The sequence below is a fragment of the Citrobacter sp. TBCS-14 genome, assembly GCF_005280805.1.
GTDB classification, from domain to species: domain Bacteria; phylum Pseudomonadota; class Gammaproteobacteria; order Enterobacterales; family Enterobacteriaceae; genus Citrobacter; species Citrobacter gillenii.
Genome location: NZ_SZWM01001020.1, coordinates 23,540 through 37,416 on the forward strand (window position 1 = coordinate 23,540; position 13,877 = coordinate 37,416).

The following is a 13,877-nucleotide window of genomic DNA, read 5'->3' on the forward strand; positions in this document are numbered from 1 at the left end:
GTATAATATTATTTTCGGTATGCTGGTATGTGATGAGGATAATGATCCTACCACATGAAATGTGGACACCACCCTAAGCGCGGTAGTGTTTTGCACATATCTGAATCAAGCGATGATACTTTCCTACCCCAGACCGGACAAAGACCGGACTCTGCCTTGCTGTGATGAATCCACCAGATAGGCATACAAGGTGGAAATAGTGTTTATTGGCAGTTTGAAGCCGAATAGAGAACAACACTGTGACCGGAAGGGCAGGGAGTAGCTAAAGGGAAATGCTCGGGTTGGAGGGAAGAGGCCGAGTGATGGTTACTGTGGCTAAGATGACCAGAAATCTACCGGAACCCCAGAAAGCAAAAAACCAGCCCGTAGGCTGGTTTTTCTAAATAGTGGTGCCCGGACTCGGAATCGAACCAAGGACACGGGGATTTTCAATCCCCTGCTCTACCGACTGAGCTATCCGGGCAACGAGGCGCATTAAAACCGATTCGCTTCTTTTCGTCAACGAAATTTCTTCAAATCAATGCAGACTGCACAATCTATCACCACATTGCTGGTATTGCACGCATTCTCAGGCAAAAAATGCCGTCCACGCGGCGGAAAGCGGCATGGCCAATAGCAGGGCAGGTAGCATGTTCACGACGGCAAACATTTTAATTCCGCAGATACGCAAGCCGGTTGCCAGCAACAGCAAGCCACCTACGGCGCTAAAGTCAGCCATCATGGCAGGCGTCGTCAAAGGCAAGATCAGCGCGGCGCAGGAGGCGAGCGTCAGCTGGATTGCCAGCATCGGCACACAAATGGCGGATACCGCAATCCCCAGCGAACAGGCGAAGATGATAGCGGTGAAGAAATCGAGAAACGACTTCGCGATTAAAATATTCGGATCGCCGGTCATTCCTTCATGTATCGCCCCAAAGATCCCGGTGCCGCTGGCACAAAACAGTACAATGATGGCGACAAAGCTTTGAATAAACGATTCGTGCGTTGCATTGGCATCTGACTTTGAGAAAAGCTGCTGCGCTTTGGCGACCGCCGCATTAATCCCTTTTTCCAGATGGCACAACTCGCCAATCAGTGCGCCGACCAGTGTTGCCAGCACCATAACCGGCAGGTTGGCGCATTTGATTACCAGCAAGATACCAATGCCCAGAGAAGCCAGTCCGAAAATAGAGGTCATTGAGACCCGAATGCGTTCGGGTAAATGCTGGCTGAGCAGCGTGCCGAGAACGCCACCAAGTAAAATAGCGCTGGCATTAATAAAAGGTCCGATTACCACATGAGCTCCTGCATACCCGTTATCGTCTTGATGACGAAGGCAATTTTCGGGGTATATTTATGTTTTCAGATTGCATTATTATGACGCTATTGTCCGGCAAAATGCTTGTTTATCTGTGGGGATATGCATAGGATTTTGTCTTGCGCCTGGTAGTGAAAGGTGCCATGATTGCGCGAATTTTCTCCTGTCTGAATGGGGTTGCCTGGGATGAATCAATTCCCCCTACATCACCTTCAACATCGCCTTTTTGCGCGACGTCCTCCCCTTTCTACGACACATCCTCATTCTCCCTCCATGCGGTGACGGCGGCGTACGCTCACTGCAGGATAACAGTAAGATCAGAGGCTATCTGCTTTTACTGATGTCTGGCGGTCGGGGCTGGTAACCAGTTTGACCAAACATTTCGTGGGATAACGCCGTGTGGCATTGTCCGGGACTTTGACTTTCCCGAAACGGGTTTTTGCGCTTATGAAATCAATGAAAATTGCCGCCAGTGGTGAACTGGTCTCTTGTCTGTCTACCCATCGTCAGGTGGTGTCACTGGACGGTACCGATTTTACTGATGTTGCGGCAGTCGTCATTACCGTTGCGGACAGCCGCAGCGGGATCCTCGCGTTGCTTAAACGCACAGGTTTTCATTTACCGGTGTTTATTTTCTCAGAGGTTACTGTCGAATTGCCTGCGGGTGCAGAGGCGGTTATTGGCGGTAACGCACAGGACTGGCTGGAGCTGGAGTCCGCCGCATGTCGTTATGAGGACGATCTGTTGCCACCATTTTATGACACGCTGACGCAGTATGTCGAAATGGGCAACAGTACCTTTGCCTGCCCAGGCCATCAGCACGGTGAATTTTTTAAGAAACATCCTGCCGGACGGCATTTTTATGAGTTCTTTGGCGAGAATTTGTTTCGCGCGGATATGTGCAATGCTGACGTCAAGTTGGGCGATTTGCTCATTCATGAGGGGTCGGCAAAGCATGCGCAGAAGTTTGCGGCAAAAGTGTTTAATGCAGATAAAACATACTTTGTGCTGAACGGCACCTCTGCTGCCAATAAAGTCGTGACCAACGCGTTGCTGACGCGTGGCGATCTGGTGCTGTTTGACCGTAACAATCATAAATCAAACCACCATGGTGCGCTGATCCAGGCCGGCGCTACACCAGTCTATCTGGAGGCGGCGCGTAACCCGTTTGGCTTTATTGGCGGCATTGATGAGCACTGCTTTAATGAAGCGTATCTGCGCGGGCAGATACGCGACGTCGCACCACATAAAGCCGACCAGCCGCGCCCGTTCCGTCTGGCGATTATCCAGTTGGGAACCTATGATGGGACCATTTATAACGCGCGACAGGTGATCGACAAGATCGGCAGTTTGTGCGATTACATTTTGTTTGACTCTGCCTGGGTTGGTTACGAACAATTTATCCCGATGATGGCGGATGGTTCGCCATTGCTACTGGATCTCAAACCCAACGATCCCGGGATTTTTGTCACCCAGTCGGTGCACAAACAGCAGGCCGGGTTCTCACAAACCTCGCAGATCCACAAAAAAGATAACCATATTCGCGGCCAGGCGCGTTTTTGCCCGCACAAACGGTTGAACAATGCCTTTATGCTGCACGCCTCCACCAGCCCGTTTTACCCGCTATTTGCCGCGCTGGACGTTAACGCAAAAATCCATGAAGGTGAGAGCGGACGCCGGTTATGGGCGGAATGCGTGGCGTTAGGAATTGAGGCACGTAAAGCCATTATCGATCGCTGTAAGCTGATTCAGCCCTTTATTCCCCCGATGGTGGGGGGGAAGCCCTGGCAGACATACCCGACGCAGGTTATTGCCAGCGAGCGTCGCTTCTTTAGCTTTGAGCCGGGAGCAAAATGGCATGGTTTTGACGGCTATGCGAGCGATCAGTATTTTGTCGATCCGTGCAAACTGCTGCTGACCACGCCGGGCATTGATGCGCAAACTGGGCAGTATACTGACTTTGGTATACCAGCGACGATCCTCGCACACTACCTGCGAGAGAATGGTATTGTGCCGGAAAAATGCGACCTCAATTCAATCCTGTTCCTGCTGACGCCAGCAGAAAGCGCAGAGAAAATGGCGCAGCTGGTGGCGATGCTGGCTCAGTTTGAACAGCACATTGAGAACGATACGCCGCTGGCAGATGTGCTGCCCACAATCTTCAACAAATACCCGATGCGCTATCGGGATTACACGCTGCGTGAACTGTGTCAGGAAATGCATGACCTGTACGTGAGCTTTGATGTGAAGGATCTGCAAAAAGCGATGTTCCGTCAGGAGAGCTTACCCGCTGTTGCCATGAACCCGCAGGATGCCAACAGTGCTTATATCCGGGGAGATGTTGAGCTGTTGCGCATTAGTGATGCTGCCGGTCGTATCGCGGCAGAAGGTGCGTTGCCTTATCCTCCCGGCGTGTTGTGCGTAGTACCCGGTGAAGTGTGGGGCGGAGCGGTACAGCGTTACTTCCTGGCGCTGGAAGAGGGCGTTAATCTGCTGCCGGGCTTTTCACCTGAACTGCAAGGGGTTTACAGTGAAACGGATGCCGACGGTATTAAGCGTCTGTACGGATATGTTCTGAAATAAAAAACGGATCGCGCGGCCGATACATTTCCGGCAAAAAAAGGGTCACCGTCAGGTGACCCTTTTTAATCAATGAAGATTAGTGTGCGATAGTCTGCGTGCCAGCCGGAGTGCGAACGTGTTTGTACTTAAACAGTGCGACGAAGGCAAAGGCCAGGAACAGTGAGTAGCCCGCGAAGATCAGCCATACGCTCTGCCAGTCAGTAATGCCGTTCAGTGTGAAGTGTTCCACCACTTTACCGCTCACCAGACCACCCAGAATACAGCCAAAGCCGTTGGTCATCATCAGGAACATACCCTGTGCACTGGCGCGAATTTCCGGACGAACTTCTTTTTCCACGAACACCGAACCGGAGATGTTGAAGAAATCGAAGGCGCAGCCGTAAACAATCATCGACAGAACCAGCAGCACGGTACCGAACGGAGTCGGGTCGCCGTACGCAAACAGACCAAAACGCAGCATCCACGCCACAATACTGATCAGCATAACGTTCTTAATACCGTAACGGCTTAAGAAGAACGGGATGGTCAGGATAAACAGGGTTTCTGAAATCTGCGAGATGGACATCATGACTGACGCATGCTCGACGATGAAGCTACCAGAGAACAGCGGGTTATTATCGAAGCTGTGCAGGAAGGTATTACCGAACATGTTGGTAATTTGCAGTTCTGCGCCCAGCATCATCGAGAAGATGAAGAAAATTGCCATACGCTTGTTTTTAAACAGGGCGAAGGCATCCAAACCCATCATTGATGTCCAGCTCTGATTTTTCTGCTGATTAGCAACCGGAATATGTGGCAGCGTCAGGGTGAACAGTGCCAGTACCACGGACAGAATTGCGCCGATATACAGCTGCATATGGCTCAGTTCAAAGCCAGAGAAGCTTACCGCCCACATGGCCAGAATAAACCCGATGGTGCCCCAGATACGGATTGGCGGGAAGTCGGTGACAATATCCATCCCGGCAGACTGCAGGCGATAGTAAGAAATAGTGTTGATTAACCCCAGCGTTGGCATATAGGCCAGGGAGTTAAGCAGGATCACAAAGAACATGGCTCCAGGCGTGGTGACCTCGGCGGCAGCGAACAGCGTACCCGCACCCACCAGGTGGCAAAGAGCATAAACCCACTTGGCACTGATCCATTTGTCGGCGACGATACCTAACAGCGTAGGCATAAATACGGCGGCAATCCCCAGCGAGCTATAGACTGCGCCAATAGAGGCACCGTCGAATTTAAGGGTGACAAACATATAAGAGCCGAGGGTCGTGAGCCAACTACCCCACAGGCAGAACTGCAGAAAGGAAAGGACTTTCAGCTGCAGCTTAAGATTCATGTTAATTTCCTCACATCGTAATGCGGATGGATGTTTTAAAAAGCACATTTGCCGTTTCAATATGATGTGATTCTATCAATGAGAAGGGGTGTTTTTTTGTTAGCTGTGACAAATATTTGCAAACAATTTCCAATTGCAAGGCAAAATAGTGACGGAGTTAACACTTTTACCCTCTTCTGCCGCCAGCTTCACGCGGCCGAAGAGGGTAAACATTACCGACGTCGATAGGATTTTTGTGCAGAATTGACCTTATAAAGGTAGCGGCGTGATTCCGCCGACGGATGTCGGGTGGTTAATGTTTGATAAACGTCCCCCGGCGACATGCTGTTGATGATATTTGCTGCCTGAATTTTATCGCTGGAGAACACGCGCAGCACGCTGCCTGCTCCACCGTTATACGCGGTAATGACGGCGTAACGACGTGAGGTTGGGTTATCGATTCCGCCCAAGTAGACATTGTTGAGCATCGCCAGATAGGCGGTACCGGTATCAATGTTGTTGGCCGGGTCAAACAAGAAGCTACGGCTTGGCGTACCGGAACGGCCCTGTGAGCGGAATACATCCTTCCCGGCGCTGTGCTGCACGACCTGCATCAGGCCCAGTGCATCAGCATGGCTGACCGCATACGGGTTAAAGGAGGACTCGGTTTGCATGATGGCGAGGATCAGCGCCTCGTCGACGCCATACTTACGCGATGCCTGACGAACCATGCCGATATACTTATGCGCACGCTTATCAAGGTGGTTTGGCACCAGGTTAATTGTCACGCTGTAGATAATGCGCAGGCCGTTACTCCGGCTCTTCAGTCGCGTTTGCAGCAGGTAGTTGGCGAAGTTTGTCGCGCGCCCCTCCCAGCGAATAGGCTGACCGGTATTATCAACGACCTGCCCGTAGAGGAACGGCTCTTTGGAAATCTTGATATCATCGACATCGGAATAGAGATCGATGGAACCCGGATCGTCTCCCATCAGCAAGGTCTTGATTATTGCCCGTCGTAAATGCCCGGCAGGATCTGTCCCGGCGATGGTCTCCACGGTTATGGTACCGTCATCAAAGTTGATGTGGCTGCGGGTTTGATACTGATCGGTATACTTGACGTAGTCCTTCGGACCCGCGATCAGCACTTCTTTAAATCCCCACAAATTCTCAATGTTATGGGCAAACTGCCCCATCAGAATATCAAAACCGTTGGTATCCTTGACCCAGGCTTCGTTATAGGAATCGCCTTTTTTGGTCGAACTGGAACAGGAGATGAGCAACGGCGCAATAACGGCAAGCGCGAGAAATTTTTTCATCATTCCGGGGGTGCGTGTTGTGTTGGTTATTTGCAAGGACCAGATTAAATCGTCGGCCGGATAAGCGCAGCGCCATCCGGCAACGGTTCTTATGACTCTGGCGTATAGCCTTCAATGTGCACGTCCTTGCCTTCAAACAGGAAGTTGATCATCTCCTGTTCCAACAGCTTGCGGTGCTCGACGTTCATCATGTTGAGTTTCTTCTCGTTAATCAGCATGGTTTGCTTGTGCTGCCACTGTGCCCATGCTTCTTTCGAAATCTCGTTATAAATGCGTTTTCCCAGATCGCCTGGGTACAGCTGAAAATCCTGACCTTCTGCTTCACGTTGCAGGAAAGTACAAAAAATCGTTCTGCTCATAAAAAATCCTCTTTATCGACCGGCACGTTAAACCTGCGCACCGACGCGTAATTGCTGTAACAAACGCTCCACGGGAGCCGCCAGTCCGACCGACGGCGGTTGCGCTAAGTTATACCAGAGCGCGTTGCCTTCATCCATGCAGGTGGTGAATGAGGACACGGGAAGCCACATAGGCACAATATCTAAGTGGAAATGACTAAAGGTATGGCGAAACGCAGTAAGCTGGGTCAGATTATCTGCGTTAATTTGCCGTTGCGCCAGCCACTGATGCAGTCCATCTTCATCTTCAAACTGCGGAAAACAGTATAATCCGCCCCATAAGCCGCTAGGTGGACGCTGCGCGAGTAACACCTCATCGTTATGCTGCATCAGTAAAAAATAGCCTGTGCGCTCCGGTAACGTCTGCTTGGGCTTTTTACCCGGGTATTGTGCCCAACTTGCATTGGCGGTAGCCACACAGCCATTTTGTAATGGGCACAGGGCGCACTTAGGTTTTGAACGCGTACAGACTAGCGCGCCTAAATCCATCATCGCCTGATTAAATCGTTCAACGCCGTGGGCGGGTGTAACCTGCTCACTCAACGCCCACAGTTTTTTCTCGACCTCTTTTTTCCCCGGCCAGCCGCTGACAGCATAACAGCGTGCCAGCACGCGTTTGACGTTGCCGTCGAGAATCGGAAAATGCTGACCCAAAGAGAGCGAAAGGATCGCGCCTGCGGTAGAGCGTCCAACGCCGGGCAGGGCGGCAACTTCATCAAAGGTTTGCGGGAAGGTGCCGCCATGCAGCGTCGCCACCTGCTGAGCGGCTTTATGCAGATTGCGCGCACGCGCGTAATACCCCAGCCCGGTCCACAAATGCAGGACTTCATCAAGCGGGGCATGGGCTAAATCGGTTATCGTTGGAAAGCGCACCATAAAGCGTTCAAAATAAGGAATAACGGTCGCAACCTGAGTTTGTTGCAGCATGACTTCAGAAAGCCATACTTTGTAAGGCGTCTTGTCAATTTGCCAGGGCAGCGTTTTCCGCCCGTATTTGTCGTACCAGCTCAACACCTGAGCTGAAAATTGAGACGCTTGCATGATTACCGTTTCATTATTGCTGGGGGCAAGATTGCAGCACAGAGGTCGAAGGGTGTAAACCGGAACTTTCCGCAGCTGACTCTCTTCCTTTACTTGCATCCGGCAACTAACTTTGGATAATGCCCGTTTTCAGAACTCAAACACAGCAGACTAAACTTTTATGAAGAACGACGTCATTTCACCGGAATTTGATGAAAACGGTCGCCCGCTGCGCCGGATTCGTAGTTTTGTTCGTCGCCAGGGGCGACTGACTAAAGGGCAGGAACACGCACTGGAAAACTACTGGCCGGTGATGGGCGTTGAGTTCAGCGAAGCGCCGGTCGATTTTGCTGCGCTGTTTGGCCGTGACGCACCGGTGACGCTTGAAATAGGTTTCGGTATGGGCGCTTCGCTGGTGGCGATGGCCAAAGCGCGTCCGGAACAAAACTTCCTCGGTATTGAGGTTCACTCTCCGGGCGTTGGCGCCTGCCTGGCTTCGGCGCATGAAGAGGGCGTCGAAAACCTGCGCGTGATGTGTCATGACGCCGTTGAAGTGCTGCACAAAATGATTCCTGACAATTCTTTATCGATGGTTCAGCTCTTTTTCCCTGACCCGTGGCATAAAGCACGTCATAATAAACGCCGTATCGTTCAGGTACCGTTTGCTGAGCTGGTGAAGAGTAAGCTGAAGTTGGGCGGTGTTTTCCACATGGCTACCGACTGGGAAGCCTATGCGGAGCACATGCTTGAAGTGATGTCCTCCATTGACGGGTATAAAAACCAGTCTGAGAGTAACGATTATGTACCGCGCCCACCATCGCGCCCGGTAACCAAATTTGAACAACGTGGCCATCGTCTTGGCCACGGCGTATGGGACTTAATGTTCGAGAGGGTGAAATAATGGCAAAGAACCGTAGCCGTCGTCTGCGTAAAAAAATGCATATCGACGAATTCCAGGAAGTCGGATTTTCGGTTGCATGGCGTTTTCCGGAAGGCACATCTGAAGAGCAGGTCGATAAAATCGTTGATGACTTTATCAATGAGGTTATTGAGCCGAACAAGCTGGCCTATGACGGCAGTGGCTATCTGGCCTGGGAAGGTCTGATCTGCCTGCAGGAAATCGGCAAATGCACTGAAGAACATCAGGCAATCGTGCGTAAGTGGCTGGAAGAGCACAAACTTGAAGATGTGCGCACCAGCGAACTTTTCGATATTTGGTGGGACTAAGTAGCACAGGGTCGGCAAATGCCGGCCCGATTTGTATTGAGGGATAGATATGATGCGTAAAACGCTGCTGGCGGCAGTTCTGACGTTCACGGCGATGGCCGCACATGCTGATTATAAGTGCAGCGTCACCCCGCGTGATGATGTGATTGTGACTCCGCAAACGGTGCAGGTGAAGGGTGAAAACGGCGATCTGGTGATCACGCCAGCCGGGAATGTTACCTTCAACGGTAAGCAGTACACCTTAAGCGCCGCACAGCGTGAGCAGGCGAAAGATTATCAGGCGGCGTTGCGTAGCAGCCTGCCGTGGATTGACGACGGCGCCAGAGCACGCGTCGAGAAAGGTCGCATCGCGCTGGACAAAATTATCGCCAAAGAAGTCGGTGAAAGCAGCAACATGCGCGGTCGTTTAACCAAGCTTGACGCCCAATTGAAAGAGCAGATGAACCGGATCATCGAGCATCGTACTGACGGTCTGACCTTCCATTATAAGGCGATTGATCAGGTCCGTGCTGACGGGCAGCAGCTGGTGAATCAGGCGATGGGCGGCATTCTGCAGGACAGCATCAACGAAATGGGTGCCAAAGCGGTGCTCAAAGGTGGCGGTAACCCACTGCAGGGTGTGCTCGGTAGCCTTGGCGGTTTGCAAACCTCCATCCAGAATGAATGGAAGAACCAAGAGAAAGACTTCCAGCAGTTTGGCAAGGATGTTTGCGCGCGCGTCGTGACGCTGGAAGATGACCGTAAGGCATTGGTGAACGGTCTAAAATAGCATTTACCTCTCTTTAACGGCACAGAAACATTCTGTGCCGTTTTGCTTTGCATTTTCCTTTTTTTTTGATATCCATCTCTAAAAATAACAAATTTATAAATATATAAGTCTGGTTAATTGGAAGAGGTCACATTATTCATCTGTCAGGTTGACATAATGCGGCAAATTCAAATAACCGGAGTAATAACATGGATTTTTTCAGAAAAACGGCACTGGCAGCACTGGTTATGGGGTTCAGCGGCGCAGCGCTCGCATTACCCAATATCACCATTCTGGCTACCGGCGGGACGATTGCTGGTGGCGGTGATTCCGCAACAAAATCCAACTACACGGCGGGTAAAGTTGGCGTAGAAAATCTGGTCGATGCGGTGCCGCAACTGAAAGATATTGCCGTCGTTAAAGGCGAGCAGGTGGTGAATATTGGCTCGCAGGACATGAATGACGACGTCTGGTTAACGCTGGCGAAGAAGATCAACACCGAATGTGATAAAACCGACGGCTTCGTGGTGACCCATGGTACGGATACTATGGAAGAAACCGCGTATTTCCTCGATCTGACCGTCAAGTGCAACAAGCCAGTGGTGTTGGTCGGCGCAATGCGTCCGTCTACGGGTATGAGCGCCGATGGCCCGTTCAACCTGTATAACGCCGTGGTGACCGCGGCGGATAAAGCGTCTGCTAACCGCGGTGTGCTGGTGGTGATGAACGACACTGTCCTGGATGGCCGTGATGTGACCAAGACCAACACCACGGATGTCGCGACCTTCAAAGCCGTCAACTATGGCCCGCTGGGCTATATCCATAACGGTAAAATTGATTACCAGCGTACGCCTGCGCGCAAGCATACTTCCGCAACGCCATTCGATGTCTCTAAGCTGACCGAGCTGCCGAAGGTGGGCATTATCTATAACTACGCTAACGCCTCCGATCTGCCGGCAAAAGCGCTGGTCGATGCCGGATACGCCGGGATTGTGAGTGCTGGTGTGGGTAATGGTAACCTGTATAAAACCATTTTCGATACGCTGGCAACCGCTGCGCACAAAGGCACCGTGGTCGTGCGTTCTTCCCGCGTACCTACTGGCTCCACCACGCAGGATGCTGAAATCGATGATGCGAAGTACGGATTTGTGGCGTCTGGCTCGCTGAACCCACAAAAAGCTCGCGTGCTGCTGCAATTGGCGCTGACACAGACCAAAGATCCTAAACAGATCCAGGAAATATTTAATCAGTACTAATCGATGAAGGTGGCTGCGCTTATCGACCTAACCCTGTAGGCCTGATAAGCGCAGCGCCATCAGGCAATTTGCCGAATGGTGGCTCAAAGCCTTATCAGGCCAACATTCATTACGGTTTTCCGCGTTACTCCGCCAGAAACAGCTCCAGCAGTGAGTTTAAAAACAGCTTACCGTGCTGGGTAATCTGCCAGTACTCATCGCTCTGCGTCAGATATCCCTGGGCGATAGCCTCATCAACCTGTGCCCGAATCACCTCTTCGGCAAGCCCGGTATAGTGGGTGAATTCCACACGCGGTGCGGCCTCCAGCAAGCGGAAGCGGTTCATAAAGAACTCAAATGGCTTATCAGCCTCGGCGACATCACGCTCGCTTTCGAGATAACGTCCCTGCATGTAACCGCGCGGATGTCGGGTTTTGGTGGTGCGCAGGATACGTCCGTCCGGGAAGGTGATCTTGCCGTGAGCCCCGCAGCCAATGCCAAGATAGTCGCCAAAACGCCAGTAGTTCAGGTTGTGCTGGCACTGATATCCCGGTTTTGCATAGGCCGAGGTTTCATATTGCTGATACCCGGCGGCGGTCAGCAACCGGTGGCCTTGCTCAAAAATATCCCACAGGGCGTCATCATCCGGTAGCACCGGCGGGCGCGAACCAAACAACGTGTTGGGCTCAATAGTGAGCTGATACCAGGAGAGATGCGGGGGGTTAAGCTCAATGGCCTGCTGTAAATCGCCCAGCGCTTCTTCCAGTGTTTGATCCGGCAGGCCGTGCATCAAATCGAGGTTAAAGCTGCGCAATCCCAGACCGTCAGCCAGATTCGCCGCGCGTTTGGCTTCTTCTGGCCCGTGAATACGCCCCAGTCGCTCAAGCTTGGCGGCGCTAAAACTTTGCACGCCAATCGAGATGCGGTTAACTCCAGCGCGTTGATAATCGACAAACCGATCGGCTTCCACCGTACCGGGATTGGCTTCCATCGTGATTTCGGCATCCGCCGCCAGATTCAGACGCGCACGCACGCCATCCAGCAGCGTTTGCATTGCCGGGCCAGAGAGCAGGCTCGGCGTACCGCCACCAATAAAAATGGTCTTTACTTCGCGTCCCTGCGCGTAGGCGACGTTGGCATCCAGATCGCTCAGCAGATGCCCAACGTAATCGTCATGGGGAACTTCGCCCTTTAACGCATGCGAGTTGAAGTCGCAGTAGGGGCATTTCTGCACGCACCACGGGATGTGGATATAAAGACTCAGCGGTGGCAACTTAACCATTACGCAGCGCATCCAGCAGCAGTTTTAGTGCCTGTCCACGGTGGGAAATAGCACTCTTTTCTTCGCGGGTCAGTTCGGCTGCGGTTTTACCCTCAGACGGTACAAAGAAGATAGGGTCGTAGCCAAAACCACCGTCTCCGGCAGGCTCACGAGCGATCACGCCCGGCCAGCGTCCGTGACATACAACAGGGGTTGGGTCATCTGCGTGGCGCATATACACCAGTACACAATGGAACTGTGCCTGACGTTTTTCGTCCGGGATATCCTGCAGGGTGTGCAGCAGTTTTTCCAGGTTTTGTCTGTCAGTCGCATCTTCACCAGAATAGCGAGCAGAATAAATCCCCGGTGCCCCGCCGAGGGCGTCAACGGCCAGGCCGGAATCATCGGCAATGGCCGGCAGACCGGTGATTTGCGCGGCATGACGCGCCTTCAGAATGGCGTTTTCAATAAACGTCAGGCCGGTTTCTTCTGCGGAATCAACGCCCAGATCCGTTTGGGCAACGACATCAAGCCCGAAGTCGCTCAGGAGAGAGGCGAGTTCACGCACTTTACCGGCATTGCCGGTCGCGAGGACAACTTTTTGCATGGGATACCTAATCAGTTAGCGCCGCAATTTCTGGCGGGATCTGTTGCGGATGAATGATTTTAACCTGTTTGTGGCGGCCAAGCTCGCCCTTCTCAATAACGACCTGGCTTTTCGCCACGCGGAACTGTTTACCGAGAAACTTCACCAGATGGCTGTTGGCTTGCCCATCGACCGGTGGGGCGGTAATGGCGACTTTTACTTCGTCGCCATGTAAACCCACAATACTGTCACGGCTAGCTTTAGGCTGAATGTAGAGCCGTAAAACCAGACCGTCATCGCAGGGTGTTACGGCACTCATAGCGCCATCCACAGCCCCGGCAGCAGCATGTTGCCTGTCGCTTGTAACACTTCTGCGATCCCCATGTTGATGACATAGAGTAGCAGCACCAGGATCATCGGGGAGAAGTCGATCCCGCCCATTCCTGGAAGGATACGACGAATAGGACGCAGCAGCGGATCCGCCAGTTGAATCAGTACGTATTCTACAGGGCTGCGGCCCTGGCTGACCCAGCTCATGATGGCCATCACCAGTAGTACCCAGAAAATCAGCAGCCCGATAGTCTTCAGGACGATCAGTACGGCGGCGATCCAGATAATGGGTTGGAACGTGACCACTTTGAACAGCACAATAGCTTTGATAAAGCTGAGCACTAACGCGACCAGTAACGATGCGCTATCAATCGGCCCCATCGGGGGAATAATTCGGCGTAACGGCCCAATAATAGGCTGAGTGATTTTTACAATGAACTGCGAAAACGGATTGTAAAAATCGCAGCGAGACCACTGCATCCACACGCGCAATAGCAGCGCCATGGTATACAGCTCAATTACCGTTGAGAGCAGGAAGGTCAACGTATTCATGGTGTTCCTCAG

Annotated in this window: 14 protein-coding genes and 1 tRNA gene; 5 read left to right on the forward strand and 10 right to left on the reverse strand. The window is 52.1% G+C overall.

Annotated elements, in window-relative coordinates; translation table 11 throughout:
- Positions 1–387 precede the first annotated feature (387 nt).
- Both FDX22_RS22810 and FDX22_RS22815 read right to left on the reverse strand, forming a co-directional pair.
- A tRNA-Phe gene (locus FDX22_RS22810) sits at positions 388–463 on the reverse strand.
- Between the two features lie 105 nt (positions 464–568).
- Positions 569–1,276 carry a DUF554 domain-containing protein gene (locus FDX22_RS22815; protein ID WP_146717829.1) on the reverse strand — a complete coding sequence of 236 codons (708 nt, stop codon included), beginning with the start codon at positions 1,274–1,276 and terminating at the stop codon, positions 569–571.
- A 468-nt stretch (positions 1,277–1,744) separates the two neighbouring features.
- Between FDX22_RS22815 and FDX22_RS22820 the strand changes: the two genes are divergently transcribed.
- Positions 1,745–3,880: an ornithine decarboxylase gene (locus tag FDX22_RS22820; RefSeq protein ID WP_115257507.1), complete on the forward strand. Its 2,136-nt coding sequence runs from the start codon at positions 1,745–1,747 to the stop codon at positions 3,878–3,880.
- Between the two features lie 76 nt (positions 3,881–3,956).
- On the opposite strand, the gene FDX22_RS22825 is transcribed toward FDX22_RS22820, so the two are convergent.
- The 4 genes from FDX22_RS22825 to mutY form a co-directional block, all read right to left on the reverse strand.
- Positions 3,957–5,213 carry a nucleoside permease gene (locus FDX22_RS22825; protein WP_096755733.1) on the reverse strand — a complete coding sequence of 419 codons (1,257 nt, stop codon included), beginning with the start codon at positions 5,211–5,213 and terminating at the stop codon, positions 3,957–3,959.
- Positions 5,214–5,425: 212 nt separating this feature from the next.
- Complete coding sequence (gene mltC / locus FDX22_RS22830) at positions 5,426–6,511, reverse strand: membrane-bound lytic murein transglycosylase MltC (RefSeq protein ID WP_135911431.1); 1,086 nt, start codon at positions 6,509–6,511, stop codon at positions 5,426–5,428.
- An 86-nt stretch (positions 6,512–6,597) separates the two neighbouring features.
- Positions 6,598–6,867, reverse strand: coding sequence for an oxidative damage protection protein (locus tag FDX22_RS22835; protein WP_003027126.1), 270 nt, complete (start codon positions 6,865–6,867; stop codon positions 6,598–6,600).
- A gap of 27 nt (positions 6,868–6,894) precedes the next feature.
- Positions 6,895–7,947 (reverse strand): A/G-specific adenine glycosylase, encoded by a 1,053-nt coding sequence (gene mutY / locus FDX22_RS22840; RefSeq protein WP_146717830.1) that lies wholly within the window; start codon positions 7,945–7,947, stop codon positions 6,895–6,897.
- 160 nt (positions 7,948–8,107) lie between these two features.
- Here mutY and trmB point away from each other — a divergent pair, with 160 nt between their 5' ends.
- The 4 genes from trmB (at position 8,108) to ansB (ending at position 11,157) form a co-directional block, all read left to right on the forward strand.
- A complete protein-coding gene (trmB, locus tag FDX22_RS22845; RefSeq protein WP_096755736.1) occupies positions 8,108–8,827 on the forward strand; it encodes a tRNA (guanosine(46)-N7)-methyltransferase TrmB in 720 nt (239 codons plus the stop codon).
- Complete coding sequence (locus FDX22_RS22850; RefSeq protein ID WP_096755737.1) at positions 8,827–9,153, forward strand: YggL family protein; 327 nt, start codon at positions 8,827–8,829, stop codon at positions 9,151–9,153. Before trmB ends, FDX22_RS22850 begins: the two co-directional genes overlap by 1 nt.
- 49 nt (positions 9,154–9,202) lie before the next feature.
- Positions 9,203–9,922, forward strand: coding sequence for a DUF2884 domain-containing protein (locus FDX22_RS22855; RefSeq protein ID WP_096755738.1), 720 nt, complete (start codon positions 9,203–9,205; stop codon positions 9,920–9,922).
- A 188-nt stretch (positions 9,923–10,110) separates the two neighbouring features.
- Positions 10,111–11,157, forward strand: coding sequence for an L-asparaginase 2 (gene ansB, locus FDX22_RS22860; RefSeq protein WP_146717831.1), 1,047 nt, complete (start codon positions 10,111–10,113; stop codon positions 11,155–11,157).
- Between the two features lie 124 nt (positions 11,158–11,281).
- On the opposite strand, the gene hemW is transcribed toward ansB, so the two are convergent.
- The 4 genes from hemW to FDX22_RS22880 are packed head-to-tail and all read right to left on the reverse strand — an operon-like array spanning position 11,282 to position 13,865.
- On the reverse strand, positions 11,282–12,418 hold the full coding sequence (gene hemW / locus FDX22_RS22865) for a radical SAM family heme chaperone HemW (RefSeq protein WP_146717832.1): 1,137 nt from the start codon (positions 12,416–12,418) through the stop codon (positions 11,282–11,284).
- Complete coding sequence (locus FDX22_RS22870) at positions 12,411–13,004, reverse strand: XTP/dITP diphosphatase (RefSeq protein ID WP_115257510.1); 594 nt, start codon at positions 13,002–13,004, stop codon at positions 12,411–12,413. The genes hemW and FDX22_RS22870 overlap by 8 nt, the downstream gene beginning before the upstream one ends.
- Before the next feature lie 7 nt (positions 13,005–13,011).
- A complete protein-coding gene (gene yggU, locus FDX22_RS22875) occupies positions 13,012–13,302 on the reverse strand; it encodes a DUF167 family protein YggU (RefSeq protein ID WP_003027101.1) in 291 nt (96 codons plus the stop codon).
- Positions 13,299–13,865 (reverse strand): YggT family protein, encoded by a 567-nt coding sequence (locus FDX22_RS22880; RefSeq protein ID WP_096755742.1) that lies wholly within the window; start codon positions 13,863–13,865, stop codon positions 13,299–13,301. The genes yggU and FDX22_RS22880 overlap by 4 nt, the downstream gene beginning before the upstream one ends.
- Positions 13,866–13,877: the final 12 nt, after the last annotated feature.

Bases quoted from the DNA above. Each gene is read 5' to 3' on its own strand.
- FDX22_RS22855 (WP_096755738.1), top strand. From the start codon at position 9,203: ATGATGCGTAAAACGCTGCTGGCGGCAGTTCTGACGTTCACGGCGATG.
- ansB (WP_146717831.1), top strand. From the start codon at position 10,111: ATGGATTTTTTCAGAAAAACGGCACTGGCAGCACTGGTTATGGGGTTC.
- FDX22_RS22835 (WP_003027126.1), bottom strand. From the start codon at position 6,867: ATGAGCAGAACGATTTTTTGTACTTTCCTGCAACGTGAAGCAGAAGGT.
- trmB (WP_096755736.1), top strand. From the start codon at position 8,108: ATGAAGAACGACGTCATTTCACCGGAATTTGATGAAAACGGTCGCCCG.
- mltC (WP_135911431.1), bottom strand. From the start codon at position 6,511: ATGATGAAAAAATTTCTCGCGCTTGCCGTTATTGCGCCGTTGCTCATC.
- hemW (WP_146717832.1), bottom strand. From the start codon at position 12,418: ATGGTTAAGTTGCCACCGCTGAGTCTTTATATCCACATCCCGTGGTGC.
- mutY (WP_146717830.1), bottom strand. From the start codon at position 7,947: ATGCAAGCGTCTCAATTTTCAGCTCAGGTGTTGAGCTGGTACGACAAA.
- yggU (WP_003027101.1), bottom strand. From the start codon at position 13,302: ATGAGTGCCGTAACACCCTGCGATGACGGTCTGGTTTTACGGCTCTAC.
- FDX22_RS22820 (WP_115257507.1), top strand. From the start codon at position 1,745: ATGAAATCAATGAAAATTGCCGCCAGTGGTGAACTGGTCTCTTGTCTG.
- FDX22_RS22870 (WP_115257510.1), bottom strand. From the start codon at position 13,004: ATGCAAAAAGTTGTCCTCGCGACCGGCAATGCCGGTAAAGTGCGTGAA.
- FDX22_RS22880 (WP_096755742.1), bottom strand. From the start codon at position 13,865: ATGAATACGTTGACCTTCCTGCTCTCAACGGTAATTGAGCTGTATACC.
- FDX22_RS22850 (WP_096755737.1), top strand. From the start codon at position 8,827: ATGGCAAAGAACCGTAGCCGTCGTCTGCGTAAAAAAATGCATATCGAC.
- FDX22_RS22825 (WP_096755733.1), bottom strand. From the start codon at position 5,213: ATGAATCTTAAGCTGCAGCTGAAAGTCCTTTCCTTTCTGCAGTTCTGC.